33 protein-coding genes are annotated in these 26,411 nt (G+C 64.5%); 7 read left to right on the forward strand and 26 right to left on the reverse strand.

Annotated features, from left to right (window positions below):
* Position 1: 1 nt before the first annotated feature.
* The 15 genes from nuoK to NP825_RS08250 form a co-directional block, all read right to left on the reverse strand.
* Entirely contained in the window at positions 2-307 is a 306-nt protein-coding gene (gene nuoK / locus NP825_RS08180; RefSeq protein ID WP_053554267.1) for an NADH-quinone oxidoreductase subunit NuoK, read from the reverse strand.
* Positions 304-915, reverse strand: coding sequence for an NADH-quinone oxidoreductase subunit J (locus tag NP825_RS08185; protein WP_257550261.1), 612 nt, complete (start codon positions 913-915; stop codon positions 304-306). The genes nuoK and NP825_RS08185 overlap by 4 nt, the downstream gene beginning before the upstream one ends.
* Positions 916-1,083: 168 nt before the next feature.
* Positions 1,084-1,569: an NADH-quinone oxidoreductase subunit NuoI gene (nuoI, locus tag NP825_RS08190; RefSeq protein WP_257550262.1), complete on the reverse strand. Its 486-nt coding sequence runs from the start codon at positions 1,567-1,569 to the stop codon at positions 1,084-1,086.
* Positions 1,566-1,865: a hypothetical protein gene (locus NP825_RS08195; protein WP_257550263.1), complete on the reverse strand. Its 300-nt coding sequence runs from the start codon at positions 1,863-1,865 to the stop codon at positions 1,566-1,568. Before NP825_RS08195 ends, nuoI begins: the two co-directional genes overlap by 4 nt.
* Positions 1,866-1,948: 83 nt before the next feature.
* Positions 1,949-2,995, reverse strand: coding sequence for an NADH-quinone oxidoreductase subunit NuoH (gene nuoH, locus NP825_RS08200; RefSeq protein ID WP_257550264.1), 1,047 nt, complete (start codon positions 2,993-2,995; stop codon positions 1,949-1,951).
* Entirely contained in the window at positions 2,992-5,004 is a 2,013-nt protein-coding gene (gene nuoG, locus NP825_RS08205) for an NADH-quinone oxidoreductase subunit NuoG (protein WP_257550265.1), read from the reverse strand. The genes nuoH and nuoG overlap by 4 nt, the downstream gene beginning before the upstream one ends.
* Positions 5,005-5,015: 11 nt before the next feature.
* Complete coding sequence (locus NP825_RS08210; protein ID WP_257550266.1) at positions 5,016-5,795, reverse strand: hypothetical protein; 780 nt, start codon at positions 5,793-5,795, stop codon at positions 5,016-5,018.
* An 11-nt stretch (positions 5,796-5,806) separates the two neighbouring features.
* Positions 5,807-6,313, reverse strand: coding sequence for a hypothetical protein (locus NP825_RS08215; RefSeq protein WP_257550267.1), 507 nt, complete (start codon positions 6,311-6,313; stop codon positions 5,807-5,809).
* Positions 6,314-6,387: 74 nt separating this feature from the next.
* Positions 6,388-7,677 (reverse strand): NADH-quinone oxidoreductase subunit NuoF, encoded by a 1,290-nt coding sequence (nuoF, locus tag NP825_RS08220; protein WP_257550268.1) that lies wholly within the window; start codon positions 7,675-7,677, stop codon positions 6,388-6,390.
* A 109-nt stretch (positions 7,678-7,786) separates the two neighbouring features.
* A complete protein-coding gene (locus NP825_RS08225; RefSeq protein ID WP_257550269.1) occupies positions 7,787-8,455 on the reverse strand; it encodes an NAD(P)H-dependent oxidoreductase subunit E in 669 nt (222 codons plus the stop codon).
* A complete protein-coding gene (locus NP825_RS08230) occupies positions 8,448-8,645 on the reverse strand; it encodes a hypothetical protein (protein WP_257550270.1) in 198 nt (65 codons plus the stop codon). Before NP825_RS08230 ends, NP825_RS08225 begins: the two co-directional genes overlap by 8 nt.
* A complete protein-coding gene (locus NP825_RS08235; RefSeq protein WP_257551345.1) occupies positions 8,642-9,859 on the reverse strand; it encodes an NADH-quinone oxidoreductase subunit D in 1,218 nt (405 codons plus the stop codon). Before NP825_RS08235 ends, NP825_RS08230 begins: the two co-directional genes overlap by 4 nt.
* Before the next feature lie 154 nt (positions 9,860-10,013).
* Positions 10,014-10,925 carry an NADH-quinone oxidoreductase subunit C gene (locus NP825_RS08240; protein WP_257550271.1) on the reverse strand — a complete coding sequence of 304 codons (912 nt, stop codon included), beginning with the start codon at positions 10,923-10,925 and terminating at the stop codon, positions 10,014-10,016.
* Entirely contained in the window at positions 10,925-11,491 is a 567-nt protein-coding gene (locus NP825_RS08245; protein ID WP_257551347.1) for an NADH-quinone oxidoreductase subunit B family protein, read from the reverse strand. The genes NP825_RS08240 and NP825_RS08245 overlap by 1 nt, the downstream gene beginning before the upstream one ends.
* 17 nt (positions 11,492-11,508) lie before the next feature.
* The gene (locus NP825_RS08250) at positions 11,509-11,883 is read right to left on the reverse strand and encodes an NADH-quinone oxidoreductase subunit A (protein ID WP_105997413.1); all 375 of its coding nucleotides are present in this window, start codon (positions 11,881-11,883) and stop codon (positions 11,509-11,511) included.
* Positions 11,884-12,098: 215 nt separating this feature from the next.
* Between NP825_RS08250 and NP825_RS08255 the strand changes: the two genes are divergently transcribed.
* Positions 12,099-12,581: a YbjN domain-containing protein gene (locus NP825_RS08255; RefSeq protein WP_257550272.1), complete on the forward strand. Its 483-nt coding sequence runs from the start codon at positions 12,099-12,101 to the stop codon at positions 12,579-12,581.
* Between the two features lie 65 nt (positions 12,582-12,646).
* On the opposite strand, the gene NP825_RS08260 is transcribed toward NP825_RS08255, so the two are convergent.
* From NP825_RS08260 to NP825_RS08270, 3 genes are all read right to left on the reverse strand, one after another.
* Complete coding sequence (locus NP825_RS08260; RefSeq protein WP_257550273.1) at positions 12,647-13,465, reverse strand: inositol monophosphatase family protein; 819 nt, start codon at positions 13,463-13,465, stop codon at positions 12,647-12,649.
* 95 nt (positions 13,466-13,560) lie between these two features.
* Positions 13,561-14,124, reverse strand: coding sequence for an elongation factor P (gene efp, locus NP825_RS08265; protein WP_257550274.1), 564 nt, complete (start codon positions 14,122-14,124; stop codon positions 13,561-13,563).
* A gap of 108 nt (positions 14,125-14,232) precedes the next feature.
* The gene (locus NP825_RS08270; protein ID WP_257550275.1) at positions 14,233-16,197 is read right to left on the reverse strand and encodes an OPT family oligopeptide transporter; all 1,965 of its coding nucleotides are present in this window, start codon (positions 16,195-16,197) and stop codon (positions 14,233-14,235) included.
* 126 nt (positions 16,198-16,323) lie between these two features.
* Here NP825_RS08270 and NP825_RS08275 point away from each other — a divergent pair, with 126 nt between their 5' ends.
* Entirely contained in the window at positions 16,324-16,476 is a 153-nt protein-coding gene (locus NP825_RS08275) for a hypothetical protein (RefSeq protein WP_257550276.1), read from the forward strand.
* Positions 16,477-16,620: 144 nt separating this feature from the next.
* Here the strand turns inward: NP825_RS08275 and NP825_RS08280 are convergent, their stop codons facing one another.
* Positions 16,621-17,112 (reverse strand): M23 family metallopeptidase, encoded by a 492-nt coding sequence (locus NP825_RS08280; RefSeq protein WP_257550277.1) that lies wholly within the window; start codon positions 17,110-17,112, stop codon positions 16,621-16,623.
* A gap of 29 nt (positions 17,113-17,141) precedes the next feature.
* Positions 17,142-17,768, reverse strand: coding sequence for a thiamine phosphate synthase (gene thiE / locus NP825_RS08285; protein ID WP_257550278.1), 627 nt, complete (start codon positions 17,766-17,768; stop codon positions 17,142-17,144).
* A 35-nt stretch (positions 17,769-17,803) separates the two neighbouring features.
* Between thiE and NP825_RS08290 the strand changes: the two genes are divergently transcribed.
* Positions 17,804-18,205 carry a hypothetical protein gene (locus NP825_RS08290; RefSeq protein WP_257550279.1) on the forward strand — a complete coding sequence of 134 codons (402 nt, stop codon included), beginning with the start codon at positions 17,804-17,806 and terminating at the stop codon, positions 18,203-18,205.
* On the opposite strand, the gene NP825_RS08295 is transcribed toward NP825_RS08290, so the two are convergent.
* The 6 genes from NP825_RS08295 to tkt all read right to left on the reverse strand — a co-directional run bounded on the left by NP825_RS08295 (position 18,206) and on the right by tkt (position 24,508).
* Complete coding sequence (locus NP825_RS08295; RefSeq protein ID WP_257550281.1) at positions 18,206-18,487, reverse strand: hypothetical protein; 282 nt, start codon at positions 18,485-18,487, stop codon at positions 18,206-18,208.
* A gap of 56 nt (positions 18,488-18,543) precedes the next feature.
* Entirely contained in the window at positions 18,544-19,200 is a 657-nt protein-coding gene (locus NP825_RS08300) for an O-methyltransferase (protein ID WP_257550283.1), read from the reverse strand.
* Positions 19,200-20,069: a fructose bisphosphate aldolase gene (locus NP825_RS08305; protein WP_257551349.1), complete on the reverse strand. Its 870-nt coding sequence runs from the start codon at positions 20,067-20,069 to the stop codon at positions 19,200-19,202. Before NP825_RS08305 ends, NP825_RS08300 begins: the two co-directional genes overlap by 1 nt.
* Positions 20,070-20,168: 99 nt before the next feature.
* A complete protein-coding gene (gene pgk / locus NP825_RS08310; protein WP_257550285.1) occupies positions 20,169-21,365 on the reverse strand; it encodes a phosphoglycerate kinase in 1,197 nt (398 codons plus the stop codon).
* Between the two features lie 130 nt (positions 21,366-21,495).
* Positions 21,496-22,503, reverse strand: a complete 1,008-nt coding sequence (gene gap / locus NP825_RS08315; RefSeq protein ID WP_257550287.1) for a type I glyceraldehyde-3-phosphate dehydrogenase — start codon at positions 22,501-22,503, stop codon at positions 21,496-21,498.
* Between the two features lie 37 nt (positions 22,504-22,540).
* The gene (tkt, locus tag NP825_RS08320) at positions 22,541-24,508 is read right to left on the reverse strand and encodes a transketolase (protein WP_257550290.1); all 1,968 of its coding nucleotides are present in this window, start codon (positions 24,506-24,508) and stop codon (positions 22,541-22,543) included.
* A gap of 156 nt (positions 24,509-24,664) precedes the next feature.
* Between tkt and NP825_RS08325 the strand changes: the two genes are divergently transcribed.
* The 4 genes from NP825_RS08325 to NP825_RS08340 all read left to right on the forward strand — a co-directional run bounded on the left by NP825_RS08325 (position 24,665) and on the right by NP825_RS08340 (position 26,350).
* Positions 24,665-24,880 carry a hypothetical protein gene (locus tag NP825_RS08325; protein ID WP_257550292.1) on the forward strand — a complete coding sequence of 72 codons (216 nt, stop codon included), beginning with the start codon at positions 24,665-24,667 and terminating at the stop codon, positions 24,878-24,880.
* Positions 24,873-25,298: a cell division protein ZapA gene (locus tag NP825_RS08330; RefSeq protein ID WP_257550294.1), complete on the forward strand. Its 426-nt coding sequence runs from the start codon at positions 24,873-24,875 to the stop codon at positions 25,296-25,298. Before NP825_RS08325 ends, NP825_RS08330 begins: the two co-directional genes overlap by 8 nt.
* Positions 25,299-25,547: 249 nt before the next feature.
* Complete coding sequence (locus NP825_RS08335; protein WP_257550296.1) at positions 25,548-26,123, forward strand: 5-formyltetrahydrofolate cyclo-ligase; 576 nt, start codon at positions 25,548-25,550, stop codon at positions 26,121-26,123.
* The gene (locus tag NP825_RS08340; RefSeq protein ID WP_257550299.1) at positions 26,120-26,350 is read left to right on the forward strand and encodes a DUF2842 domain-containing protein; all 231 of its coding nucleotides are present in this window, start codon (positions 26,120-26,122) and stop codon (positions 26,348-26,350) included. Before NP825_RS08335 ends, NP825_RS08340 begins: the two co-directional genes overlap by 4 nt.
* Positions 26,351-26,411 lie beyond the last annotated feature (61 nt).

Here is a 26,411-nt window from a genome sequence, read left to right on the forward strand (position 1 = left end):
CTTACCCCTTCATCCGGTTGGCATCGTCGACGGCAATGGTGCCGCGGCCGCGGAAATAAATGACGAGAATGGCAAGGCCGATCGCCGCTTCGCCCGCGGCCACCGTCAGCACGAACATCGCGAACACCTGTCCGACGAGATCGCCGAGCGCGGCGCTGAACGCGACGAGGTTGATGTTCACCGCGAGCAGGATCAGCTCGATCGCCATCAGGATGACGATGATATTCTTGCGGTTGATGAAGATGCCGAGCACGCCGAGCGTGAACAGCACCGCCGAAACGGCGAGATAATGGCCGACCGAAATCACAATTCCATCCCCTGCCCGACGCCCGGATCGACGAGGCGCGTCGCGTCCTGCGGACGGCGCCGGTTCTGCGCCGAGATATTCTGGCTGCGCACGCCCCCGCGTTGCCGATGCGTCAGCGCGATCGCGCCGATCATCGCGACGAGCAGGACGATGCCCGCCGCCTCGAACAGGAAGATGTAGCGCGTGTAGAGCAACTCGCCGATCTGCTGGATATTGCTGGTGTCGGCCGTCGCCGGCGCCGCGCGCGCGGCCAGGTCGACCCCGCCCGCCTGCCACGCCCCGACCGCGAAGACGAGTTCGGCGGCGAGGATGATCGCGACGAGTGCGCCGAGCGGCAGATAGCGGACGAAACCGGCGCGCAGCTCGGCGAAATCGATGTCGAGCATCATCACCACGAACAGGAACAGCACCGCGACCGCGCCGACATAGACGATGACGAGCAGCATCGCGATGAACTCCGCCCCCGCGAGCAGCATCAGCCCCGCCGCGTTGAAGAAGGCGAGGATCAGCCACATGACGCTGTGGACCGGGTTGCGCGCGAAGATGACCATCGCCGCGGAGGCGATGGTGATGGCCGCGAAAAGGTAAAAGGCGATGAGCTGGATCATGCTTCGATCCTCCCCAGCATGGGGAGGGGGACCATGCGAAGCATGGTGGAGGGGCACAAGCCCGCATCCACCGCGTTCGACACCGTATGCCCCTCCACCACCCTTCGGGTGGTCCCCCTCCCCGTTCCGGGGAGGATATTCATGGCTGAATCGATCATCCGCGCGCCCTTATCGATAGGGCGCGTCGGCGGCAAGATTCGCCGCGATCGCGCGCTCCCATTTGTCGCCGTTGGCGAGCAGCTTCGCCTTGTCATAGAGCAGCTCCTCGCGCGTTTCGGTCGCGAATTCGAAGTTCGGCCCCTCGACGATCGCATCGACCGGGCAGGCTTCCTGACAAAAGCCGCAATAGATGCATTTCGTCATGTCGATGTCATATCGCGTCGTGCGGCGCGACCCGTCGTCGCGCGGCTCGGCCTCGATCGTGATCGCCTGCGCCGGGCACACCGCTTCGCACAGCTTGCACGCGATGCAGCGCTCCTCGCCGTTCGGATAGCGACGCAGCGCATGTTCACCGCGAAAACGCGGCGACAGCGGGTTCTTCTCGAACGGATAGTTGATCGTCGCCTTCGGCTTGAAGAAATATTTGAGCGTCAGCCAATGGGCCTGCACAAACTCCCACAGGGTGAAGGTTCTGATGAGATGGGCGATGGTCATTGCACGCTCTCCTGCGGAGCTCTCTCAGCTTCCTTCACTCGGCATGTACCCTTCGAGGTCTCGGTGAAGGTATGTGATCCATCATCTTGGACATCCACCCAACCAATGCGAATTCTGTATGCGAGCAAATCATCGGACAGACGAGCAATCATGAATCTACTTTTGGATTCCTGCTTCAGACCGATAACCCATTCAGGCTCGGCATTTGGTTCACCGACAAATGACATCTTCGGTTGGGGGGCAACTCGCGTTGCCAAACTCGTTGCCAACTCGTCGGGGATCGGTGCGTTGATCATAGCCACAGAGTCCTGCGGCGCTGGGGCGCCATCGGGCGCAGCCGTAAGCCCGCACGATAGGATAGAGGCAGCAATCAGTAGGCTCATGCCCCATACCTCGTCAGCATCAGATAACCGGAGATCAGGAAGATCCAGAACAGCGAGATCGGCAGAAAGACCTTCCAGCCCAGCCGCATGAGTTGGTCGTAGCGATAGCGCGGGACGGTCGCCTTCACCCAGCTGAAGGCGAAGAAGAAGAAGAGTATCTTCGCGAACAACCAGATGATGCCGGGGACGGCATAGAGCGGCGCCCAGTCGATCGGCGGCAGCCATCCGCCCCAGAAGAGCACCGCGTTGAGCGTGCACATCAACAGCACGTTGGCATATTCGCCGAGCCAGAAGAGCGCGAAGCTCATCGACGAATATTCGGTCTGATAGCCCGCGACGAGCTCGCTTTCGGCCTCGGTCAGGTCGAACGGCGTGCGCGCGGTCTCGGCCAGCGACGAGATGAAGAACAGCACCGCGAGCGGGAAGAGCAGCAGGTTGAAGCCGAAGGCGTTGACCAGCCCAAGCCCATGCCCCTGCTGCGCCTTGACGATCTCATTGAGGTTGAAGCTGTCGGCGAACAGCACGACGCCGATCAGGATGAAGCCGATCGAGACTTCATAGCTGATCATCTGCGCCGAGGCGCGCATCGCGGAAAAGAAGGGATATTTCGAGTTCGACGACCAACCCGATAGGATGACGCCGTAGACGCCGAGCGAACTGATCGCGAGGATGTAGAGCAGCCCGACATTGATGTCGGCGAGCACCGCGCCCGAATTGAACGGGATCACCGCCCACGCCATCAGCGCCACCGTGAAGGTGATGATCGGTGCGATCAGGAACAGGCCGCGGTTCGCGCTCGACGGGATGATCGTTTCCTGCAGGAACACCTTCAGCCCGTCGGCGAAGCTCTGGAGCAGGCCGAAAGGCCCGACGACGTTCGGCCCGCGCCGCAGCGCCATCGCCGCCCAGATCTTGCGGTCGGCATAGATGATCATCGCGACCGCGAGCATCAGCGGCAGCGCGATCAGCAGGATGCCGCAGATCGTCGCGACGCCCCACGCCCATTCGTAGGACATGCCGAGAGATTGGAAAAACTCGGTCATTCCGCCGCCTCCGCATAATCACCGCCGTGGAGCAATTCGTCCGAACAGCGCTGCATCGTCGGCGACGCGCGGCAGATGGCGTTGGTAAGATAGAAATCCTTGATCGGCGACGGGATCGCGCGCGCCTCGGGCTTTGCAGGCAGCTTCGGAACCGACCAGCCATAGTCGGCGAGGCCTTCCACGCCCAGCGCCGGAACCGCCGCGATCATCGCGGCGCGGCACTCGGCAAAGCTGTCGAAGCCGACCGACACGCCCAGCGCATCGGCAAGCGCGCGGAAGATGCTCCAGTCCTCGCGCGCGTCGCCCGGCGCGAACACCGCCTTCTCGCTACGCTGGACGCGTCCTTCGGTGTTGACCGTGGTGAAATCCTTCTCGGTCCATGCTGCGGCGGGCAGAATGATATCGGCCGCGTGCGCGCCCTTGTCGCCATGGTGGCCGACATAGACCTTCAGCGTTCCTGTGAACGCCGCGAAATCGACCTCGTCGGCGCCGAGGAAGAAAGCGAGCTTCGGCTTCGCCGCAATCACGTCCTTGATCCCGCCCGGCTGCGAATAGCCGAGCATCAGCGCGCCCATGCGCGCGGCCGAGAAATGGACGACGTTGAAGCCGTTCCAGCCGTCCTTGATCGCGTTCACGCTCTTCGCGAGCGCTAGCGCCGCGCCATGCACGCCCGGCACCGACAGCGCGCCGCCGCCAAAGATCAGCATCGGCCGCTCGGCGCCCTTGAGCGCGTCGAGCGCCGCCTTGGGCAGCTTCGCGACCAGCGAGGCATCGTCGCCGAGCCATTCGACCTTGTAGGTCAGGTCGATCTTGGGCCCGATTCCGAACACCTTGGCGCCCTTCTTCCACGCTGCCTTGCGGACGCGCGTGTTGATCAGCGGCGCTTCCCAGCGCAGGTTGGTGCCGACGAGCAGGATCACGTCGGCATTCTCGGCCTCGGCGATCCCGGTGTTGAAATTGACCGCCGACAAGCTGGTAACGTCATAGTCGAGCCCGGTCTGGCGTCCCTCGAACAAATTGCCGCCGAGCGCAGTGACCAGCGCCTTCGCGGCGAACATCGTCTCGCAATCGGCCATGTCACCCGCGATTGCCGCGACCGACGCCCCTGCGTTGGCGGCCTTGATCGCGGCGAAAGCCTCGGCCCACGTCGCTTCGACAAGCTGGCCGCCCTTGCGGATGTACGGCCGGTCGAGACGGCGGCGGATCAGGCCATCGACATGGTGGCGCGTCTTGTCGCTCGCCCATTCTTCATTCACATCGTCGTTGACGCGCGGCAGCACGCGCAGCACCTGCCGCCCGCGGCTGTCGATGCGGACGTTGGTGCCGACCGCGTCGCTCATGTCGATGCCGAGCGTCTTGGTGAGCTCCCACGGCCGCGCCTCGAACGCATAGGGTTTCGACGTCAGCGCGCCGACGGGGCAGAGATCGACGACATTGCCCGAAAGCTCGCTGTTCACCGCGCGCTCCAGATACGACGTGATCTGCATATTCTCGCCGCGATAGATCGCGCCTATATCCTCGACCCCGGCGACTTCTTCGGCAAAACGGACGCAGCGCGTGCACTGGATGCAGCGCGTCATCACCGTCTTGACGATCGGCCCCATGTATTTTTCGGTCACCGCGCGCTTGTTCTCGTCGTAGCGCGAGGCACCGCGGCCGTAAGCGACCGACTGGTCCTGCAGATCGCATTCGCCGCCCTGGTCGCAGATCGGGCAGTCGAGCGGGTGGTTGATGAGCAGGAACTCCATCACGCCTTCGCGGGCCTTCTTGACCATCGGGCTATCGGTCTTGATGATCTGGCCCTCGGCGGCGGGCAGCGCACACGAGGCCTGCGGCTTCGGCGGACCGGGCGCGACCTCGACGAGGCACATGCGGCAATTGCCGGCAATCGACAGCCGCTCATGATAGCAGAAGCGCGGGATTTCCTTCCCCGCCAACTCGCACGCCTGCAGGACGGTCGCGCCCTGCGGAACGTCGATCTCTACGCCATCTACGGTAAGTTTGGGCATGCCCTACCTTCTCAATTCGACTGTGCCGGCACCGGGCCGGCGTTCCGGACGAACCGGTTCCATAGACCATCCGCGGCGAAGGCGCGGACATTCGCCGTGTTGAGCGAAAGCATCTGTCCCCGCATCAAACAGGCTCCCAGAGCCGGCGCCAGCGAGCGTGCCGCCTGCTTCTCTTCGTCGCTGCCCGGCACCGTCCGCAGCAGCACGTCCGCGCCCGCGGTATCGCGGAATGCCAGGCAATCGGCGAACCGGCCCAGCGCGCGCGCAGGGACTGAACCCTCGGTGATATAGCGGCGGTCGATCACTTCAGTCGCGTCCTCGGGCAGCGCCGGCGCCGCCTTGAAGCGCGCGAGATAGGCCTCTTCGAGCATCATCGAGCGAAATGCCGTGTTCGACATGCTAAGCTGACGATGCTCGGACGCAGCCGAGTTCAACTCGCCACAGAAATTATCTCTGCTGATCTGCTGCCAGAAGCGGTCCTGCGTCGTGTCCGCGGCATAATATTCGATGCCCTCGGGATCGCTGTTCTCGAGCAGCTTGTCGACGCGGTCGGGAATGCGACCATAGACGCAGCGCGCGAAATTCTTGCGCTCCAGCCCCGCCTCGCGCGGATTGACCTCGACCGGCTTCTTCAGAAAGCGCGTACCGACCTGCGCCTCGGGCTGCATGCCGTCGCCGGACGGCTTGGCATGCGCCGCGAAGGGCGCCGCGCAAAGCAGCAGCACGGCGGAAATTGCAGCGCCGCCCCTACAGGCCCGGCTGCTTTTCGGATGGAAAGGATGAAAGATCATATCAATCCTCCTCAACGTCCTTGCGCCGCCAACAGACGAAAACTGGCGGTTGCAATGATGGCGCGGAGACCGGCGACGCCCGTGTCCAATCGCGCATCCTGGCTGCAGAGCCCGATGACAGGTTCCAATTTCGCGGCCGAATCGGCTTCGGCGTCCGATCCCGGATCGGTAGCGAACAGGTTCGCGACGTCATCGGGCGATGAACGCGCAACGCACATCGCCACCTTATCGGATGCCGAGAAGGTCGAAGCCTCCTTGCCGGAAGCCGCTTTCGCAAGACGCACGTTGAGCGGCGCGCCGTTTCCGCGCATCAACGCCTCGGCCAACGCCGCAGCGAACGGAAGATTGCTTCCTCGCAGTCTTTCACCGCGCGTGCCGACTTGCTTGGCGCATTCCTCATTTGCCCGGACAAGATTTCGCAGACCATTGCCATAAGATGTCGCACGGAAATCCTGGGTCAGAATATCGGTGACCTTCTCCGGGCTTTTCGCCGCCACACAGGCGGCATAGCGCGCCAACGTCTGCCGCGCGACCGGATCGGCGGCTGGCCCGCTATCGGATGCCGCCGCCAACAAGGCGATTGCGATCACCATCACTCCGCGGCCTCCAGCGCCCCGCCATTCTCGGCGATACGGCGTTCCAGCTCAGGTCGGAAATGGCGGATCAGACCCTGGATCGGCCACGCCGCCGCGTCGCCGAGCGCGCAGATGGTGTGGCCTTCGACCTGCTTGGTCACGTCGAACAAGGTATCGATCTCACTGATGTCGGCGTCGCCGGTGCGCAGCCGTTCCATCACGCGCCACATCCAGCCGGTGCCTTCGCGGCACGGGGTGCACTGGCCGCAGCTTTCATGCTTGTAGAAATAGCTGATCCGGCTGATCGCCTGAACGACGTCGGTCGACTTGTCCATGACGATCGCAGCGGCGGTGCCGAGGCCCGAGCCGAGCGCCTTCAGCCCGTCGAAATCCATCGGCGCGTCCATGATCTCGGCCGCCGGAACGAGCGGCACCGACGAACCGCCGGGGATCACCGCGAGCAGATTGTCCCAGCCGCCGCGAATGCCGCCGCAATGTTTCTCGATGAGATCGCGGAACGGAATCCCCATCTCTTCCTCGACGACGCACGGGCGCTCGACATGGCCCGAGATCTGAAAAAGCTTGGTGCCCTTGTTGTTCTCGCGCCCGAAGCTGGAGAACCACGACGCGCCGCGGCGCAGGATCGTCGGGACGACCGCGATGCTTTCGACATTGTTGACCGTCGTCGGACAGCCATAGAGGCCCGCCCCCGCCGGGAACGGGGGTTTCAGGCGCGGCTGGCCCTTTTTGCCCTCGAGGCTTTCGATCATCGCGGTTTCTTCGCCGCAGATATAGGCGCCGGCGCCGCGGTGGACGAAAACGTCGAAATCATAGCCCGACTTGGCCGCATTCTTGCCGAGCAGGCCGGCGTCATAGGCCTCCTGCACCGCCGCGAACAAAGTCTCGGCTTCACGGATGAACTCACCGCGAATGTAGATGTACGCCGCGCGCGCGCGCATCGCATAGCCCGCGATCAGCGCGCCCTCGATCAGCTTGTGCGGATCGTGGCGGATGATCTCGCGGTCCTTGCACGATCCCGGCTCGGATTCGTCGGCGTTGATGACGAGGAAGCTCGGGCGGTCGGCGCGCGGTTCCTTCGGCATGAAGCTCCACTTGAGCCCGGTCGGAAAGCCCGCGCCGCCGCGGCCGCGCAGGCCCGACGCCTTGACCTCTTCGATGATCGCGTCCTGCCCGCGACTCATCAAATCCTTGGTCTTGTCCCAATCGCCGCGCGCCTGCGCGGCCTTGAGGTTCCACGGCTGGAACCCGTAAAGGTTGGTGAAGATGCGGTCTTTGTCAGCGAGCATGGCTGGCCTCACTCACCCTTCTCTTTGCTGCCCTGACGTGCAGCAAAGACGGCGATAAAAACGACGGCGACGCCCATGAAGGCGGAACCCAATGCGATCCAGACCGCCATTACCAGTCCTTCCGATAGTCATGGTTGGCTTTGACCATGTCCTTCAGCGTCGTCGGGCCGCCCTCGGGCTCGCTCGTGTGGCGCTTGGGGTTCTGGGTGCCCGCCTTCGGCTGTTTGCCCGCGGCGAGATCGTCGAGCAGGCGGACCGTGCTGTCGTAATCGAGGTCTTCGTAATTATCGTCGTTGATCTGGACCATCGGCGCGTTGGTGCAGGTGCCCATGCACTCGACCTCGGTCAGCGTGAACAGGCCGTCGGGGGTGGTCTTGCCCTTCACCATGCCGCGGTTCTTGCACGCGGCCATCACATCATCCGACCCGCGCAGCAGGCACGGCGTCGTCCCGCACACCTGCACATGATAGCGGCCGACCGGCGCGAGATTGTACATGGTGTAGAAGGTCGCAACTTCATACGCGCGGATGAACGGCATATCGAGCTGCGCCGCGACGAACTCGATCACCGGCACGGGCAGCCATCCCTGCGTCTGCGTCTCGGCGCCGACCTGGCGCTGCGCGAGGTCGAGCAGCGGCATAACCGCCGAGCGCTGGCGCCCCGCAGGGTAGCGCGCGATGACGGTCTTCGCCTTCTCGGCATTTTCCTTCGTCCACGCAAAAGCGCCCCAGCGCGCGCGGACTTCGGCTTCGTCGGGGATGTTGGGTGCGTCAGCCATTTCTTACTTCCCGGCCTTTGCCGTCGCGCGTTCCAAAGAAAACATCGAGACAGATGCTGGCCAACAAAAGAGGCCAAAGAAATGCCTCAACGGCGTTCAAATTCAACACGCCGAAGAAATGCTCTGCCGCAAGAGAAGCCAATAAGGCCGCAGCAAAGGTCACGCAGGCGGCGCGGGTCCAGAAGATCACCGGTCGCACTCCCCGAAAACGACGTCGATCGCGCCGATGATCGCGGTGGTGTCGGCGAGCATGTGGCCTTTCGCCATCATGTCCATCGCCTGCAGGTGCGAAAACGCCGTCGGGCGGATCTTGCAGCGGTACGGCTTGTTGGTGCCGTCGCTGACCAGATAGACGCCGAATTCGCCCTTGGGGCTTTCGGTCGCCACATAGACTTCGCCCGCGGGGACGTGGAAGCCCTCGGTATAGAGCTTGAAGTGATGGATCAGCGATTCCATCGACTGCTTCATCTCACCGCGCTTGGGCGGGACGACCTTGCGGTCGAGGCTGGCGATCGGACCGCCGGGCATGTCGCGCAGGCACTGCTTGATGATGCGTGCCGACTGATAGACTTCCTGCACGCGGACCATGAAGCGGTCGTAGCAGTCGCCGCGCGTGCCGACCGGAATGTCGAACTCGACCTTGGCGTAGGCGTCATAGGGCTGCGACTTGCGGATGTCCCAGGGGATGCCGCTGCCGCGGATCATCGGGCCGGAGAAGCCCCAGGCCAGCGCGTCTTCCTTGCTGACGGTCGCGATGTCGACGTTGCGCTGCTTGAAGATGCGGTTGTCGATGACGAGGCTCATCGCGTCGCCGAACAGCTTCGGCAGCCGCGTCTCGCACCATTCGCCGATATCGACGAGCAGTTTCTCGGGAACGTCCTGATGCACGCCGCCGGGTCGGAACCAGGCCGAGTGCATCCGCGCGCCGCTCGCGCGCTCAAAGAAGTTCAGGCAATCCTCGCGCAGCTCGAACACCCACAGGTTCGGGGTCATCGCGCCAACGTCCATGACGTGCGACCCAATGTTGAGCATGTGATTGCAGATGCGCGTCAGCTCGGCGAACAGGGTGCGCAGATACTGCGCGCGGGCGGGCACTTCGAGATCGAGCAATTTCTCGATCGCGAGGACATAGCTGTGTTCCATTCCCAGCGGCGAGCAATAATCAAGCCGGTCGAAATAGGGCAAAGCCTGCAGATAGGTCTTATACTCGATCAGCTTTTCGGTGCCGCGGTGGAGCAAACCGACGTGCGGATCGACGCGCTCGATGATCTCGCCGTCGAGTTCCATCACCATGCGCAGCACGCCGTGCGCCGCGGGGTGTTGCGGGCCAAAGTTGATCGTGTAGTTGGTGACGACCTGATCGCCCGCGGTGTCGGCGGTGTCGACCGGATAGCCCTCGAACATGTCGCTGCCGTGGTGTTTGACGTGGGGGGAGTCGGTCACAGCGAACCTCCGAAATCAGAACCCGTCCCCCCCGCGAAGGCGGGGGTCCAGCTGCGGACAGCCAAGGGAAAAAGCTGGATCCCCGCCTTCGCGGGGATGACGAAGAGAGACGAAGTCACTTGCCCTCCCCCTTCGGCTTGCGCGGTGCGCGTGGCTTGGCCGGAGCCTTCGCGGGTGCCTTTTCGGCTTTTTTCGTCGCGGGCGTCTTGGCCTTTGCCGCTGCCGTCGTCTTCGCGCCGTCGCGGCTCGGCTTGGCGGCCTTCAGATTGGTGTTGGCGCCCGCGCCCGTCTGCGCGGTCTTTTCGGTCGTCTTGGGGGTCGGCGGCGGCGCCTTCTTCGCGGCCTCGTCGTCGGCCTTCTTGACCTGCTGCGCGGTCATCGGGGTCGGCGCGCCCTTGCCCGGCGCTTCGCCGGTCCCGCCAGCCTTTTCATCGCCCGGCAGCACATAGTCGGCGCCTTCCCACGGGCTGAGGAAGTCGAAGCTGCGGAAATCCTGCGCCAGCTTCACCGGCTCATAGACGACGCGCTTATCCTCTTCGCTGTACCGCAGCTCGATATAGCCGGTCAGCGGGAAATCCTTGCGCTGCGGATGGCCCTGAAAGCCATAATCGGTCAGGATGCGGCGCAGGTCCGGGTTGCCCGCGAACAGCACGCCATACATGTCGAACACTTCGCGCTCGAGCCAGCCGGCGACCGGCCAGACGGGCACGATGCTCGGCACCGGGGTCGCCTCATCGGTGCAGACGCGGACACGCAGGCGGTGATTCTTCGTCACACTGAGCAGGTGATAGACGACTTCGAAGCGCTCGGCGCGGCCGGGATAGTCGACCCCGGCAATCTCCATGAGCTGCTGATAGCCCAGATTGTCGCGAAGGCTGATCATCACGCCCGCGATGGCGTCGCGGCGCACGGTGACGCTATCCTCGCCGACGGCGAAGACATGGTCGATCAGGTCGTCGCCGAGCAGCTTCTTGAGCGCGGCGCCGATGCCCTCGCGGGGCGCGATCAGGGGAGCGGGACTGGCCATCAGCGTTCGATCGTCCCGGTGCGGCGAATCTTCCGCTGCAACTGCATCACGCCATAGAGCAGGGCTTCCGCGGTCGGCGGGCAGCCGGGAACATAGATGTCGACGGGCACGATGCGGTCGCAGCCGCGCACCACCGAATAGCTGTAGTGATAATAGCCGCCGCCGTTGGCGCAGCTTCCCATCGAGATCACATATTTGGGGTTCGACATCTGGTCGTAGACGCGGCGGAGCGCCGGAGCCATCTTGTTGCAGAGCGTCCCCGCGACGATCATCACGTCCGACTGGCGCGGGCTGGCGCGCGGCGCGACGCCGAAACGCTCCATGTCATAGCGCGGCATGTTGACGTGGATCATCTCGACCGCGCAGCAGGCGAGCCCGAAGGTCATCCACCACAGCGAGCCGGTGCGCGCCCAGTTGAACAGATCCTCGGTCGAGGTGACGAGAAAGCCCTTGTCGCCAACCTCGCTGTTGAGGTCGTCGAAAAAACCCGCGTCGGGGCTCGTCCCCGGCGCCACCGGCAAGACTCCGGGGTTGGTGCCCGGGGCGACCGGCGTCTGGCCGGGCATGATGATGCTGGAAGTGCTCATTCCCAATCCAACGCGCCTTTTTTCCACGCGTACACAAGGCCGATCGCGAGTTCGGCAAGGAAGACCATCATCGTCGCCCAGCCCGCCCAGCCGATTTCCTTGAGGCTGACGGCCCAGGGAAAGAGGAAGGCGGCTTCGAGGTCGAAGATGATGAAGAGGATGGCGACAAGATAGAAGCGCACGTCGAACTGGCTGCGCGCGTCCTCGAACGCGGGGAAGCCGCATTCATATTCGGTCAGCTTCGCCGGGTCGGGCTTGTGCGTGCCGGTCAGGCGCGCGACGCCCATCGGCAGGAAGACGAACGCCGAGGACAGGCCAACGGCGATGACCAGAAAGATCAGAATCGGCAGATATTGCGTCAGATCGACCATGGGAGCTCGCAGTCTATTCAGGTGTTTGCCACCGTTATCGCGGGGCGCTTTAGGCCAGTGCGCCGCGCCCCGCAAGCGCCGCGGGCAGGATTTTCGTTACCATTGTGACCAAAGACATAAGGAAGGCTGGCCCGATCACCTAATGCTGTGTTACGCCGCCTGCGTGGGTCGGCGTTTCGGGTAATTATAACCCACTTTTCAATCAGGGAGCTGACATGCGATCATTTTCTTTCGGGACCACGCTGGCGATGGGCGCCGCCATCGCGCTTTCCGCGACGCCGGCGCACGCCGAACTGGTCAATGCGAAAAATCCGGCCACGATCAAGGCGATCGTCGAGTCGCAAGGATGGCCCGCCACGCTGGTCAGCAAGGCCGACGCGGACCCCTATATCGAAAGCAGCCGCAACGGGCTCAAGTTCCTCATCATCTTCATGAACTGCGAAGACCATAAGAATTGCAAGACGCTGCAATATTACATGGGCTTCAGCGACGCCAAGGATGTGTCGCTTGAGCGGTTCAACCAGTGGAACAAGGAAAAGCGCTTCGCGCGCGGCTACAGGGATGACGAAGGCGACCCGGTCCTGGAGATGGACGTCGACGTCGATTTCGCCGGCATCCCGCGCGAGAATCTGGGCGAGACCTTCAACACCTGGGCTTCGCTGATGGACAGCTACCGCGAGTTTATTTTCGACAAGTAAAACGCCTTCCTCGTTCGTCACCCCGGACTTGATCCGGGGTGACGATCAGGAGTGATGAGGCAGGTTCAAGCGTTGCGCAGCGCGCCCGCGACCAGTTTCTGCAGCTTGCTATGCACCGCGCCGCTGCCCGCGATATATTCGCTGCGCTCGATCGCACGGTCGCCGCCACGGAAGTCGCTGACGAAACCGCCCGCTTCGCGCACCAGCAATATGCCGGCGGCGACGTCCCAGATGTTGAGGTCGCTTTCCCAGAAACCGTCGAAACGCCCCGCCGCAACCCAGGCGAGGTCGAGGCTCGCAGCACCGAAGCGGCGGATTCCGGCAACCTCGGGCGCGACCGCGCCGAAGATGCGGCTCCACTGCGCCATGTCGCCATGCCCCATGAACGGGATGCCGGTCGCGATCAGGCATTCGTTGAGATGGCGGCGCGACGCGACACGCAGGCGCCGGTCGTGCAGCCATGCGCCGCGGCCTCGCTCGGCCCAATAGCTTTCGTCAGTCACCGGCTGATAGATCAGCGCTGCGGTGACGTCGCCCCAGCCGCCGCCGAGCTTCGGTTCCTGCACCGCGATCGAGATCGCGAATTGCGGAATCGCGTGGAGGAAGTTCGAGGTGCCGTCGAGCGGGTCGATGATGAAGCGCGGTTTGCCCGGCTCGCCCTCGATCTCGCCGGCTTCTTCCATCAGGAAGCCCCAGCCCGGACGCGCGTGAGTCAGCTCGTCGTAAAGCGTGCGCTCGGCGGCCTGATCAGCCTTCGACACGAAGTCGGCGGGTCCCTTCTGCGAGACCTGAAGATGCTCGATCTCGCCGAAGTCGCGGCGCAGCTTGGTGCCGGCCTTGCGCGCGGCGCGTTCCATGACGGTGATGATGCCGGATACGGCCATTTGCTTTCCTCCAACACGTCATCCCAGCGAAAGCTGGGATCGCTGTCGGCAACGTAAAACGCTAGCGGCCCCAGCTTTCGCCGAGGCGACGAAAATCAATCCGCGCGGCGGACATATTCGCGGTCATAGACATTGACCACGATGCGGGTGCCGCTGGTGATGTGCGGCGGCACCATCACGCGCACTCCATTGTCGAGGATCGCGGGCTTGTACGACGACGAGGCCGTCTGCCCCTTCACCACCGCGTCGGCCTCGACGATCGTCGCTTCGATCTGCTCGGGCAGTTCGACCGAAATCGGGCGTTCTTCCCACAGTTCGAGCACGACTTCCATGCCGTCCTGCAGGAACTCATGCGCGTCACCGACGACCTCCTTCGAGATGTTGATCTGCTCGAACGTGTCCTTGTCCATGAAGACGAGATCGTCGCCTTCGGCATAAAGATACTGGAAATCCTTGGTGTCGAGACGGATCTTCTCGACCGTGTCGGCGCTGCGGAAGCGGTTGTTGAGCTTGCGCCCGTCGATGAGGTTCTTGGCTTCGACCTGCATATAGGCGCCGCCCTTGCCCGGCTGGGTGTGCTGGATCTTGGTGACCTTCCAGATGCCGCCTTCATATTCGATAATATTGCCGGGACGGATTTCAACGCCGGTGATTTTCATCGCGCACACTCGCTTCAACAAGGATGGAAAGAGCCGCCGGCGCGCGTAGCCGCACACCGGTTCAGGAGCGCGCCCTTAGCGGCGGACGCGGCGGAGGGCAAGCGGTGCTTATTCGGCGGGCGTCGCGTCGATCCGCCGACGCGTCCGCGCATAAGCGAACCAGCCGAGCGCCGCGAGCAGGCCGAGGCCGATGAATTCGGACGCCGTCCCGAACCCGTCGCCGACGATCGCGAGGCGGTCCGCGTCGCCAACCGCGGCCACCGTGCCCGCGAACACCAGCCCGTAAAGGCTGTCGCCGACCACCAGCCCGGTCGCCAGCAGAACGCCCATCCGCCGCCCGAATTCGGGGCGGCTCGTCTTGTCCGACATGCGGTTCCAGAAATGGCCGATCACCGTGCCGATGATTGTCGGCAAGGTCACCGACATCGGCAGATACATGCCCATCGCAACGGCGAGCGGCGGCAGCCGCGTCCTGCCCGCCCGGCCCAGCCCTTCGTCGAGGAGGATCGCACCGACACCGATCACGGCGCCCAAGCCAACCAGATCCCAACGCAGCGTTCCACCGAGCACGCCTTGCGCGATCGATGCGATCAGCGACGCCTGCGGCGCCGCGAGGGCATTCGGTCCGGCCCCGGGGGCACCGGCGAAACCGAATGCGGTGTTGAGCAGATCGAGCACCGGCGGGATGATGAACGACCCCGCCAGCACCCCCAGGATCAACGCGACCTGCTGCTTCCACGGTGTCGATCCGACCAACTGGCCGGTCTTCAGGTCCTGGAGATTGTCGTTGGCAACGATGCCGATCCCGAACACGAAAGCGGTCACGAACAGCGCAAAGGCGATCAGCGGCGCGCGATCCCCCGCCGCCACGTCACCGCCAAACACCGCAGCAACCAGCACCGCGGCGATCAGGATGGACAGGATGCCAATCCCCGACACCGGGCTGTTCGAGGTTCCGACCAGCCCCGCCATATATCCCGTGACCACCGCGGTCGCGACGCCGACCACCAGAATGAACAGCAAGGCGAGCAACAGGGCCGAGCCAGTATGCCCCGCCAGCGGGCCGCCCTGCACGAAATTCCACAGCAAAAGTCCGATAGGGATGAACAGCGCCAGGCTGACTCCGCCGACGATTTTCCCCGGCATGTCGCGCTCGGTCAGGTCGAGCACCCGCCCGGCCTGGCGCGCCCGCGCCGCTTCCGCGATTCCCTTGAGGCCGGCGATGATGCTGCCGCTGATCCGAATCAGCGCCCAGATCGCTGCGACCGCAATCGCGCCGGCACCGACGAAACGCACCTCCTGGCTGAACACCGCGCCGACGATATCGTCGGCCGCGCCAAGCTTTCCGGCGCTGAGCCACGGAAGCAACACAAACCAGGAAATCGCCGCGCCGATCGCCATCGCGATCCCCGTCGCCAGCCCGATCAGATGCCCGACGCCGATCAGCCCCAGCGACATGGTGCCCGCGACGCCGCTCACTCCGGCGCCGAGCTTGAAGTTCTTGGCGACCTCGCCCGCCGCTACCTTGAGCGCTGTCATCACGCCATAGAAGGCGGCGACCAGCGCGCCGAGAATGATCGTCGAAAGGCCGAGCCGATTCTCGCGCGCGCCTTCGTCCCCCGCCATGCCGACACGCAGAATCTCGGCGCCCGCAACGCCCTCCGGATAGGGAAGGTCCGAATTGATCACCAGCGCGCGGCGCAGCGGCACCGACAGCATCACCCCCAGCACCCCGCCCGCCGCGCAGGTCAGCATCGTCGTCCAATAGGGAAAATTCGTCCACCAGCCGACGATGACCAGGCCGGGAAGGATGAAGATCATCGTTGCCACGGCGCCCGCCGCGCTTCCGATCGTCTGGACGATGTTGTTTTCGACCATGTTTGATCCGCCGAGCGTTCGCAGCACCGCCATCGAGATCACCGCCGCGGGAATCGCGGTCGAAAAGGTCAAGCCGACGCGCAACCCGAAATAGACGTTCGCCGCCGTGAACAGAAACGTCAGCAATCCGCCGAGTATGATCGCGCGCAGCGTCAGTTCGCGCATCGCCGCGCTGCCGTGGTTCCCGTTGGTCATCATGGTCTCCCTCGCCGCAACCTGTCGCGGGCGGCGCGCTTCGAGGCAAGCGAAAAGGCGACGAACCGAAGCGGATTTGACGCATCGATCCAATATATCCGCCAGCCCGCGATTCATAAGGCGCGCATGACGAGCATCGATCTTCCCGACCGGGCCCCGCCCCGCACGCCGCCAAAGCCGGCCCGGCGCCCCACGCCCTGCGCCGGCCTGTTCGGATGGCGCAAAGGCGACAATGACAAGTCCGGTAAGGTGTCCGAACGCGGGCATCCGCTGGCCTAATTCCCTCTCCTTACCCGCGCACTCCCTCTCGTCACCCCCGCGCAGGCGGGGGGCCAGCTTTCTTGACCGTTTGGTTCTGCGCAAACGATGGTGAAGAAAAGAAAATAGCTTGGCCCCCGCCTTCGCAGGGGCGACGGGGGAGTTTCACGGATTTCGCACTTGGCGAAGCCGCCGTTTTCCCGTCAGCAGCGGATAGGGATTGATCGGCTCGCCATCCTGCCAGCCGCTTCCCGGCACGGTGGCAAGCATCTGGAAATGCAGGTGCGGAAAGGACGGGTCGGCATTACCGCTTGCCCCGACCGTGCCGATCACCTGCCCGCGCTTGACCGCCTGCCCCTCGGCATGGCCGCGGCGATAGCCCTGCAGATGCGCATAATAGAGGATCAGCCGTCCGTCCGCCGAGCGCTGATAGATGGTGAGTCCACCGCGTTTCGACGCGAACAGCTTTTCGATCCGCCCGTCCATCGCCGCAAGCACGGGTGTGCCGAGCGGCGCCTGAATGTCGATCGCATGGTGAATGCGTCCTCCAGCGCGGTCTTTGTCCCAGCTATCGACGAGATTCGACGCGCGCATCCCCTCGACCGGGATGATGATGTCGGGTTCGGGCGCAGCTCCGATCGTGGCGAAAGCGGCCACGGCGCAGAAAAGCCTGAGCCCGGTCCCCGTCACCCCGCCATCAGCTTATCGAACATCCGTACCGCTGCCGCCGGGCCCTCGGGATGCGCCCAAACGCCGCCCGAAACCGCGAGGAAATCCGCGCCGGCCTCAACCAGCGCCTTGGCATTGTCGACGGTGATCCCGCCGATCGCGACGCAGGGCAGTTCGAACAATCCCTGCCACCATGTTAAAATTTCAGGGTCGGCCTGATGCTCGACCGCCTTGGTCGTCGTCGGAAAAAAGGCGCCGAACGCGACATAGTCCGCCCCTGCCTCGCCCGCTTCCATCGCAAGATGGCGGCTGTCGTGGCAGGTCACGCCGATCTGCGCGCCCGGCCCGAGCAGGCGCCGCGCCTCCTGCGGATCGCCGTCGCCCTGCCCCAGATGGACGCCATCGGCGCCGAGCCGCTTCGCGAGCGCCATATCGTCGTTGACGATGAAGGCGGTATCGTGCGCGGCGCAAATCGCCTGCAACGGCTCGGCGAGCCGCGCCGCCTCGTGCTGGCTCACATCCTTGACGCGGAACTGGAACGCCGCGACCGGCGCGGCGGACAGCGCTTCCTCGAGTTTCGCGGGAAAACCGCCGCCGACGTCGAGCGGCGAGATCAGGTAAAGCTGGCAGGCTGGCGTGGTCATGGCGGGTTCATAGCGATGCGGCGATTATCCCGCAAATGCAGAACATGCCGCGCCTTGCCCTGCCCGCCCTCACCGCCGCTCTCATGCTGTCGGCCTGCGCCACGACCCGCGAGCAGGCGCCGTTGCCCGACGGCAGCAACGTCGCGCTAGGCCAGCGCGCGTATGTCGACGGCCCGATCGTCCAGCCGGTGAAGCTGCTGGAGGACAGCCGCTGCCCGATGAACGCACGCTGCATCTGGGCGGGCCGCGTGCGGCTGCAAATGGTCTGGATTCGCGGCAATGGCGAGAGGCAGCCGTTTGAGGTAACCCTCGGCGAACCCGCCCGCCTCGCCGACGGCACGATCACGCTCGAATCGGCGCGCCCGGCAAAACGCACCGGCGATGCGATCAGGCCGGAGGATTATCGCTTCTCGTTCCGCTTCATGGGTGGATTGTAGTCAGACTACCGCTCCGTCGTCGCCTTTAACGGTTATTCCGTCGCTCGGCGACCACTCCGCCTTTTCCGGGGCCGAAGGGGCCGGCGCGAGGACAGCCAATATTGCCTCTTTAGCGTGCAGAACCATTCCACCGACAAAGAGATAACCGCCAACTGCGATCAGGTTGGACTTATCATTGAGCAAGCCGATATTCAGCGTATCGCTATAGGTCGGCGCCCCGCTTTGGAAAAAGCCGATCGCCATAAGAACCGCTCCAATAACCGCCAGTATGATCCCCATCATGCCCCCCCAAAATCGAACGCAGTACCACGATATCGTGCGCCCAGCCGGGAGAAACGTCAACGCACCCGCGCCAGCACGAATCCGTCCCAGCCCTTCGCCCCCACCGTCTGGATCGCGGTCGCGTCGAGCCGCGGATCGGCGCTCAGCCGGTCGAACAATGTGCGCGTGCCCGCAATCCGCTCGTCGCCGCTATTCGCGTCGAGCACGCCGCCTTCGCGCACGACATTGTCGACGATGATCGTCGTGCCGCTGCGCCCGAGCCGGATCGCCTCGTCCACATAAAGGGCGTTGTTCTGCTTGTCGGCGTCGATGAAGACAAAATCGAACGGCGCGCCCATCGCCATCGCGGCCAGGCTGTCGGCGGCCGGGCCGACACGGATGTCGACCTTGTCGGCGACGCCCGCCCGTTCGAGATTCGCGCGCGCCACCGCCGCATGATGCGCCTCGAGTTCGAGCGTTACCAGCGCGCCACCTTGAGGCAGCGCCCGCGCGAGCCAGATCGTCGAATAGCCGCCGAGCGTCCCGACTTCGAGGATGTAATTCGCGCCCACGGTCTGCGCGAGCAGGAACAGCATCTTGCCCTGCGCCGCCGACACATCGATCGGCGGCAAGCCCTGTGCCGCATTATTGGCAAGCGCGGCGGCAAGCGCATCGTCGTCGCCGAGCAGTTTCCCGGCGATATAATCGTCGACGGCTTGCCAGCCAGCAGCCATTACGCGACCGAGGCCGCGTGAATCTCGTCGATCGCGCCGCCGAGCGAGGCGTTGAACTCGTCGTCGCTCATCTGGTGGCGGAGATCTTCGAGCAAGGCGCGGCTGAAGCTCGCGATGATACCCGGGTTCTTCGCCAGTTCGGCGCAGGCTTCGGGCCGCGCGAAGCCGCCCGACAGTGCGACGACGCGCAGCACCTTCGGATGATCGACGAGCGGCTGGAACAGGCCCGATTCGGTCGGGAGCGACAGCTTGAGCATCACCGGCGCGCCGTCCCACGCGTCGAGTTCGGCCAGCATTTCCTGAAGCAGCAGGCGGTCGGCGGCATCGCGCTCGGCGCTCTTGATGTTCACTTCGGGTTCGATGATCGGAACCAGACCGTGCGCGGCGATGCGCTTCGCCTCGGCGAACTGCTGCCGCGCGATCGCCTTGATCCCCGCCGGATTGGCGAGGTTGACGACGCTGCGCATCTTGGTGCCGAACACGCCCTTGGCGACCGCGCGGTCGCACAGCGCGTCGAGGTCGGGCATCGGCTTCATGAGCTGGACGCCGTCGGCCTCGGCTTCGAGCCCCTTGTCGACCTTCAGAAAGGGAACGACGCCGCGTTCCCAGAGCAGCGCCGGAACCGGCTTGCCGCCTGCCTCGCCGTCCATTGTGCGCTCGAACAGGATCGCGCCGATCACCTTTTCACCGTTGAAGCAGGGCGCGGTGACGATGCGGCTGCGCATCGCGTGGATCAGGCCGAACATCTCCTCGTCGTTCGCATAGGCGTCTTCCTCGATGCCATAACCCTTCAATGCCTTCGGCGTCGAACCGCCGCTCTGATCGAGCGCGGCGATGAACCCCTGTCCCGATTTGATCTGGTCGAGCATGGCGGCATTGGCGGTGGTCATAACATCTCCGGTTGGTTGCATACGTATGTTGCGGCGCGCATAGCCCCCCGGCGAGCGGGAAGCAAATACGCGGAAAAATCAGGCCTTGAGCGCGTCCACGCCTGGCAGTGGCTTGCCTTCCATCCATTCGAGGAAAGCGCCGCCCGCCGTCGAGACGAAAGTGAAATCGCCGGCGACCCCGGCGTGGTTGAGCGCCGCGACGGTATCGCCGCCGCCCGCGACCGAAATCAGCGAGCCTTCGCGGGTCAGCGCTGCGGCGGTCTTCGCCAGCGCGACCGTCGCAGTGTCGAAGGGCGGCGTCTCGAATGCGCCGAGCGGGCCGTTCCACACCAAAGTCCGGCAATTCTTGAGCACGTCGGCAAGCGCCTCGACCGCGGCAGGGCCGACGTCGAGGATCATCTCGTCGGCCGCGACCTCATGCACGTTGACGGTGCGCGTCGGCGGATTGGGCGCGAACTCTTTCGCGACCACGACGTCATAGGGCAAATGGATCGTGCAGCCCGCGGCATCGGCGGCGTCGAAGATCGCGTTGGCGGTATCGACGAGGTCATGCTCGCACAGCGACTTGCCGACGTCGACCCCGCGCGCGGCGAGGAAGGTGTTCGCCATACCGCCGCCGATGATCAGATGATCGACCTTGCCGACGAGATTGCGCAGCACGTCGATCTTGCTCGACACCTTCGCGCCGCCGACCACCGCGGCGACCGGATGCACCGGATTGCCGAGCGCGGCGTCGAGCGCGTTAAGCTCGGCTTCCATCGCGCGGCCCGCATAAGCCGGAAGCCGGTGCGCGATGCCTTCGGTCGAGCCGTGCGCGCGGTGCGCGGCAGAGAAGGCGTCGTCGACATAAAGGTCGCCGACCTCGGCGAGCGCATCGGCGAAGGCAGGATCGTTCTTTTCCTCACCCGCGTGAAAGCGCGTATTTTCGAGCACCGCGACATCGCCCGGCGCGAGCACCGCGACTCCCGCCTTCGCGCCTTCGCCGATGCAGTCGGGGATAAACATCACCGAATGGCCGAGCACGTCGGCGACCCCGTCGATGACGAGGCTCAGCGACTGGGTCGGGTTCTTCGCGCCCTTCGGCCGTCCGAAATGCGCGAGCAGCAGCACGATCGCGCCCTTGTCCGACAATTCGCGGATCGTCGGCATCGCCGCGCGAATCCGCGTATCGTCAGCGACCGCGCCGTCGGACATCGGGACATTGAGGTCGACGCGGACCAGCACACGTTTGCCAGTGACGTCGCCGATGTCGTCGAGAGTCTTGAAGCTGCTCATCCTAACTCCGATCGAATGTGCCCCTGCGAAGGAAGGGGCCCATCTCCTATGCTCTCCTTGCCCGCCATCGGCCGTTCGCGAATCGATATGGCCGATGATGGGCCCCTGCCTTCGCAGGGGCGCAGGCGGGTTAAAGGAACTTCGCGATCACGCCCGCAGTGTCGATCATGCGGTTCGAGAAGCCCCATTCATTGTCGTACCAGCTGAGCACGCGCACCAGCTTGCCGTCGATCACCGCCGTTTCGAGGCTGTCGATGGTCGAGCTCGCCGCATTATGGTTGAAGTCGATCGAGACCAGCGGTTCCTCGGTATAGCCGAGCACGCCCTTCAGCGGGCCTTCGGCGGCCGCCTTGAGCACCGCGTTCACCTCTTCCGCAGTCGTGTCACGCGACGGCGTGAAGGTCAGATCCACCACCGAGACGTTCGGGGTCGGGACGCGGATCGACGACCCGTCGAGCTTGCCCTTCAGTTCGGGCAGGACGAGGCCGACGGCTACGGCCGCGCCGGTCGAGGTCGGGATCATCGACATCGCGGCGGCGCGGGCGCGACGCGGGTCGCTATGGATCTGGTCGAGAATCTTCTGGTCGTTGGTATAGGCGTGGATCGTGGTCATCAGCCCGCGCTCGATACCGATCGCCTCGTGCAGCACCTTGGCGAAGGGCGCGAGGCAGTTGGTGGTGCAGGACGCGTTCGAGATGATCAGATGATCGGCGGTGATCTGGTCGTCGTTGACGCCATAGACGACGGTCAGGTCGACTTCCTTGGCGGGAGCCGAGATCAGCACGCGCTTGGCACCGGCGTCGAGATGCTTCTGGCCGCCGGCCTTGTTGGTGAAGAAGCCCGTGCATTCCATCACGATGTCGATGCCGTTCGCGGCGTGCGGCAGCGCGGCGGGATCGCGCTCGGCGGTCACCTGGATGCGCTTGCCATTGATGATCAGATCGTTGCCATCGACCTCGACGCTGCCATTGAACGCACCATGCACCGAGTCATGGCGAAGCAGACGGGCATTCGCCTTTGCATCGCCAAGATCGTTGATCGACACCAGTTCAAGGTCATGGTCGGTACGCTCCAATATGGCGCGCGCCACATTGCGGCCGATGCGTCCGAAACCGTTGATTGCGACTTTCACTGCCATGTCGGGGAGTCCTTTCTGCGGAGGAGGCGGTCGGTGCTTAGTGGCCGAGGCGCGCCAGAATCTGGGGGACGATGGCATCGACGGTCAGGCCGAAATGCCGATAGAGATCGTCGATCGGCGCCGACGCGCCGAAGCTGTCGATGCCGAAGCGGAGGCCGTCGCGGCCGGTGTAGCGTTCCCAGCCGAAGGTCGTGCCCGCCTCGATCGAGACGATCAGCGCATCGGCGGGCAGAATGTCGGCCTGATAGCCGGCGTCCTGTTCGTCGAACAACTCGGTCGAGACCATCGAAACGACATCGGCGCCCTGCCCCGCCGCCTCCAGCTTGTCGGCGACTTCCATCGCGAGCGACACTTCGGAACCCGTCGCGACGAGCACCACCTTGCGCGCCGCCGCAGCATCACGCAGGCGGTAACCGCCTTTCGCGCAAAGATTTTCTGTGACGTCATGACGCAGCGGCGGCAGATTCTGGCGGGTCAACGCGAGCAGCGACGGGCGGCTGTCCTGCGCCAGCGCGATCGCCCAGCATTCGGCGGTCTCGACCGCGTCGGCGGGGCGCATGACGAGCAGGTTCGGCATCGCGCGCAACGATTGCAGATGCTCGATCGGCTGGTGCGTCGGGCCATCCTCGCCGAGGCCGATGCTGTCGTGAGTCATCACATAAACAACGCGCTGCCGCTGAAGCGCCGACAGGCGGATCGCGGCGCGGCAATAGTCGGCGAAGACGAGGAAGGTGCCGCCATAGGGAGCGACGCCGCCGTGCAGCGCCATGCCGTTCATCGCCGCGGCCATGCCGAACTCGCGAATGCCGTAATAGACATAGCGGCCCGAATAATCGCTTTTCGTCAACGGCTTGGTCGACGATGTTTTCGTATTGTTGGAACCCGTCAAATCGGCGCTGCCGCCGACCAGCGCGGCGATGTCGGCGGTGAGCGCGCCCAGCGTATTTTCCGACGCCTTGCGCGTCGCCCCCTTCGGCGGCTCAGCGACGAGACCGTCGAGATAGGCTTTGAACGCCGCGCCCGGAACCAGATTACCGCTCAGGCGATCTTCGAAATCCTTTTTCTTTTCGTTGTTTGCGAGACGATCATTCCATTCGGCGTGAAGCTTTTCGCCCTTCTCCCCGAACGCTTTCCACGCATCGGCGATATCGGCGGGAATGACGAACGGCTCGGCGGTCCAGCCGAGCGTCGCGCGCGCCGCGGCGACCTCGTCGGCGCCGAGCGGCGAGCCGTGGGTCGCGGAAGTGCCCTGCTTGTTCGGCGCGCCGAAACCGATCAGCGTCTTGCACGCGATCAGCGACGGGCGGCCGGCGGCAAGCGCACCGTCGATCGCGCGGCGGATATCAGCGGGGTCGTGACCGTCGCAGCTATCGACGTGCCAGCCAGTCGCGGCATAGCGCGCCCGCACATCCTCGCTCGTCGACAGGTCGGTCGATCCGTCGATGGTGATCTTGTTGTCGTCCCACAGCACGATCAGGCGGCCGAGTTGCAAATGCCCGGCGAGGCCGATGGCTTCGTGGTTGATGCCCTCCATCAGGCAACCATCGCCGGCGATCACCCACGTGCGGTGATCGACCAGATCGTCGCCGTAGATCGCATTGAGGTGCCGCTCGGCGATCGCCATGCCCACGGCGGTCGCAACCCCCTGCCCGAGCGGCCCGGTCGTCGTCTCGATGCCCGGAAGCTCGAAATTTTCGGGATGCCCCGCGCACGGGCTGCTGAGCTGGCGGAAATTGCGGATATCGTCCATGGTCGGCCGCGCGTAGCCGGCAAGGTGCAGCGTTGCATAAGCGAGCATCGAACCATGGCCCGCCGACAAGACGAATCGGTCGCGATCGGCCCATTTCGGATCGGAAGGATCGAATTTCAGATAATCCGAATAAAGCACGGTCGCGACGTCGGCCATGCCCATGGGCATCCCTGGATGGCCGCTGTTCGCGGCCTGGACGGCGTCCATCGCAAGCGCGCGGATGGCGTTGGCGAGCTGGCGTTCGGGCAGTGTCATTGGTCCCCCGGAAAAGGATGTGAAGATGGCCGGATTCGGTGGGGACAGCCCTTCGCGATGGCGGGCGCAGGAGTCAACCGCCGCGGCACAAAATAGCAGCTATTTCGGCGCGGAGAGGCGATTGCACCCCATGTCCGGCGCTGCTAACCCATGGACATGGAACTCGACCTTGACGAATCCAGCCTGGCCATCGGCCGCATCGAACGGGCGCTGAGCCGGATCGAGACGGTGCTGACCGAACGGGCGAATCGCCCCGCACCCGCATCCGCTCCGCCTCAATCCGCGCCCAGCGACCAGTCGGCGCTGAAGGCCGAGGTCGTGGCGGTGATCGGCGAGCTCGATCGACTGATCGCGGAGGCGAAAAATGGCTGACGTCAAGCTCAGCATCGCCGGACGCGCCTACGACGTCCATTGCGCCGACGGACAGGAACCGCAGCTTCTGAACCTGGCGACCGTGGTCGACGAAAAGGTGCGCGCGATGCCGGGCGGCACCGAAGTACGCCAATTGCTCTTCGCGGCGCTGATGCTCGCCGACGAAGCGCAGGAGGCCAGGGGCAAGGCCGCCAAGGCCGAGCCGCAATCCGATTCGCTCCGCGCTGCGGTGGCGCTCGCCGAAAGCCGCGAGGCGCAGGCCCGCGACGAGCTGAAAACCGCGCGCGCCGAACTCGATGCGCTCAAAAAAGCGCCGCCCGCGTCCGCGACGAGCGTCAGGCCGTCGCACGACCGCGCGCTGCTCCAGATCGCCGACCGGATCGAGGCGTTGGCGACGCGGATCGAGCAAATGCCCTAAATCCCTTGAGACCGCGCGGCAGCCGCCCTACATAGGGGGCGGCGGGCACTGCCCGGTACGAGCTTTTGCGAAAATCCCTGAGGCGATACATCATCCTAGGGGGCTGTCCCTGCCCGGACCCTGGTCCGACGTATATGGTCCCCACCTGACGTTACTGGCGTCAGAGGATCTTCCAGCAAACGACCCACGGTGGTCCCGCCACTCGCCATCTGGTTCCCCGCCATTTACGTTCAGAGGAGCGGAAACGACATGCTTTCCGACGACCTCGCCCAGCAGAAGCAAAAGCTCCGCGAGAAGCTGCGCTTCCGCCGCCGGCATTTCGCCGCCAATCTGGACGCCATGGCGCGGCTGGCGGCGTTCCGCGCCCTTCCCGCCCCCCTTGCCGATCTTGTGGCGGCGTCCAGCCCTGTCGCCGCTTATGTCGCTTCGGGTTCCGAACCCGACATATTGCCGATGTTGACAGAGGAAACATTGACACTTCCCCACCACGAGGGACGCATCGAAACGATGGATTTCCGACGTTGGAAGCCCGGCGACCCGCTCACCAAAGGCCCATGGGGAACGCCGCAGCCCGCCGACGAGGCCGAATTTCTGCTTCCCGGCCTGATCCTCTGCCCCCTCGTCGGCTTCGACCGACACGGGGGACGCCTCGGCCAGGGTGGCGGGCATTATGACCGCTTTTTTGCGGCCCGTCCCGATATTGTGCGGATCGGAATCGCCTGGTCGGTGCAGGAAGTTGACACTGTTCCTATCGAGCCGACCGACGCGAAACTCGACGCCATTCTGACCGAACAGGAATATATCGTGACCGGAGACCGACTGTGAGCCAGCTACCCGCCGACCCGCCGCCGAGCTGGCGCAAGCCCGCGGGCATTTTCCTGATATTGGCGCTGATCGCGCTGTGGGCGACGCTGGTCGTCGCGCTGTCGCCGTGGGTCGGAACCTGGCCGATCCTGATCCAGGCGGCCTTCTATCTTGTCGCGGGGATCGTCTGGGTGCTGCCGCTTAAGCCGCTGCTGCGCTGGATGGAACTGGGGCGGTGGCGCGGCTGAAGCGCCGCGCCGACCCCGTCATATTCCGGTTCTGGAAGGCTCCCAAGCTGCGGTGACCATT

Origin of the sequence: Sphingopyxis sp. DBS4 (genome assembly GCF_024628865.1) — a bacterium.
GTDB lineage: Bacteria > Pseudomonadota > Alphaproteobacteria > Sphingomonadales > Sphingomonadaceae > Sphingopyxis.

Bases quoted from the DNA above. Each gene is read 5' to 3' on its own strand.
- nuoI (WP_257550262.1), bottom strand. From the start codon at position 1,569: ATGACCATCGCCCATCTCATCAGAACCTTCACCCTGTGGGAGTTTGTG.
- efp (WP_257550274.1), bottom strand. From the start codon at position 14,124: ATGAAAATCACCGGCGTTGAAATCCGTCCCGGCAATATTATCGAATAT.
- NP825_RS08290 (WP_257550279.1), top strand. From the start codon at position 17,804: ATGCAGAACATGCCGCGCCTTGCCCTGCCCGCCCTCACCGCCGCTCTC.
- nuoG (WP_257550265.1), bottom strand. From the start codon at position 5,004: ATGCCCAAACTTACCGTAGATGGCGTAGAGATCGACGTTCCGCAGGGC.
- gap (WP_257550287.1), bottom strand. From the start codon at position 22,503: ATGGCAGTGAAAGTCGCAATCAACGGTTTCGGACGCATCGGCCGCAAT.
- NP825_RS08335 (WP_257550296.1), top strand. From the start codon at position 25,548: ATGCTTTCCGACGACCTCGCCCAGCAGAAGCAAAAGCTCCGCGAGAAG.
- NP825_RS08270 (WP_257550275.1), bottom strand. From the start codon at position 16,197: ATGACCAACGGGAACCACGGCAGCGCGGCGATGCGCGAACTGACGCTG.
- NP825_RS08225 (WP_257550269.1), bottom strand. From the start codon at position 8,455: ATGGCTGACGCACCCAACATCCCCGACGAAGCCGAAGTCCGCGCGCGC.
- pgk (WP_257550285.1), bottom strand. From the start codon at position 21,365: ATGAGCAGCTTCAAGACTCTCGACGACATCGGCGACGTCACTGGCAAA.
- NP825_RS08240 (WP_257550271.1), bottom strand. From the start codon at position 10,925: ATGGCCAGTCCCGCTCCCCTGATCGCGCCCCGCGAGGGCATCGGCGCC.
- NP825_RS08325 (WP_257550292.1), top strand. From the start codon at position 24,665: ATGGAACTCGACCTTGACGAATCCAGCCTGGCCATCGGCCGCATCGAA.
- NP825_RS08305 (WP_257551349.1), bottom strand. From the start codon at position 20,069: ATGCTCGACCAGATCAAATCGGGACAGGGGTTCATCGCCGCGCTCGAT.
- tkt (WP_257550290.1), bottom strand. From the start codon at position 24,508: ATGACACTGCCCGAACGCCAGCTCGCCAACGCCATCCGCGCGCTTGCG.
- NP825_RS08300 (WP_257550283.1), bottom strand. From the start codon at position 19,200: ATGGCTGCTGGCTGGCAAGCCGTCGACGATTATATCGCCGGGAAACTG.
- NP825_RS08185 (WP_257550261.1), bottom strand. From the start codon at position 915: ATGATCCAGCTCATCGCCTTTTACCTTTTCGCGGCCATCACCATCGCC.
- NP825_RS08255 (WP_257550272.1), top strand. From the start codon at position 12,099: ATGCGATCATTTTCTTTCGGGACCACGCTGGCGATGGGCGCCGCCATC.
- NP825_RS08295 (WP_257550281.1), bottom strand. From the start codon at position 18,487: ATGATGGGGATCATACTGGCGGTTATTGGAGCGGTTCTTATGGCGATC.
- thiE (WP_257550278.1), bottom strand. From the start codon at position 17,768: ATGACCACGCCAGCCTGCCAGCTTTACCTGATCTCGCCGCTCGACGTC.
- NP825_RS08195 (WP_257550263.1), bottom strand. From the start codon at position 1,865: ATGATCAACGCACCGATCCCCGACGAGTTGGCAACGAGTTTGGCAACG.
- NP825_RS08275 (WP_257550276.1), top strand. From the start codon at position 16,324: ATGACGAGCATCGATCTTCCCGACCGGGCCCCGCCCCGCACGCCGCCA.
- nuoF (WP_257550268.1), bottom strand. From the start codon at position 7,677: ATGCTCGCTGACAAAGACCGCATCTTCACCAACCTTTACGGGTTCCAG.
- NP825_RS08235 (WP_257551345.1), bottom strand. From the start codon at position 9,859: ATGTTCGAGGGCTATCCGGTCGACACCGCCGACACCGCGGGCGATCAG.
- NP825_RS08245 (WP_257551347.1), bottom strand. From the start codon at position 11,491: ATGCCCGGCCAGACGCCGGTCGCCCCGGGCACCAACCCCGGAGTCTTG.
- NP825_RS08260 (WP_257550273.1), bottom strand. From the start codon at position 13,465: ATGGCCGTATCCGGCATCATCACCGTCATGGAACGCGCCGCGCGCAAG.
- NP825_RS08210 (WP_257550266.1), bottom strand. From the start codon at position 5,795: ATGATCTTTCATCCTTTCCATCCGAAAAGCAGCCGGGCCTGTAGGGGC.
- nuoH (WP_257550264.1), bottom strand. From the start codon at position 2,995: ATGACCGAGTTTTTCCAATCTCTCGGCATGTCCTACGAATGGGCGTGG.
- NP825_RS08330 (WP_257550294.1), top strand. From the start codon at position 24,873: ATGGCTGACGTCAAGCTCAGCATCGCCGGACGCGCCTACGACGTCCAT.
- NP825_RS08250 (WP_105997413.1), bottom strand. From the start codon at position 11,883: ATGGTCGATCTGACGCAATATCTGCCGATTCTGATCTTTCTGGTCATC.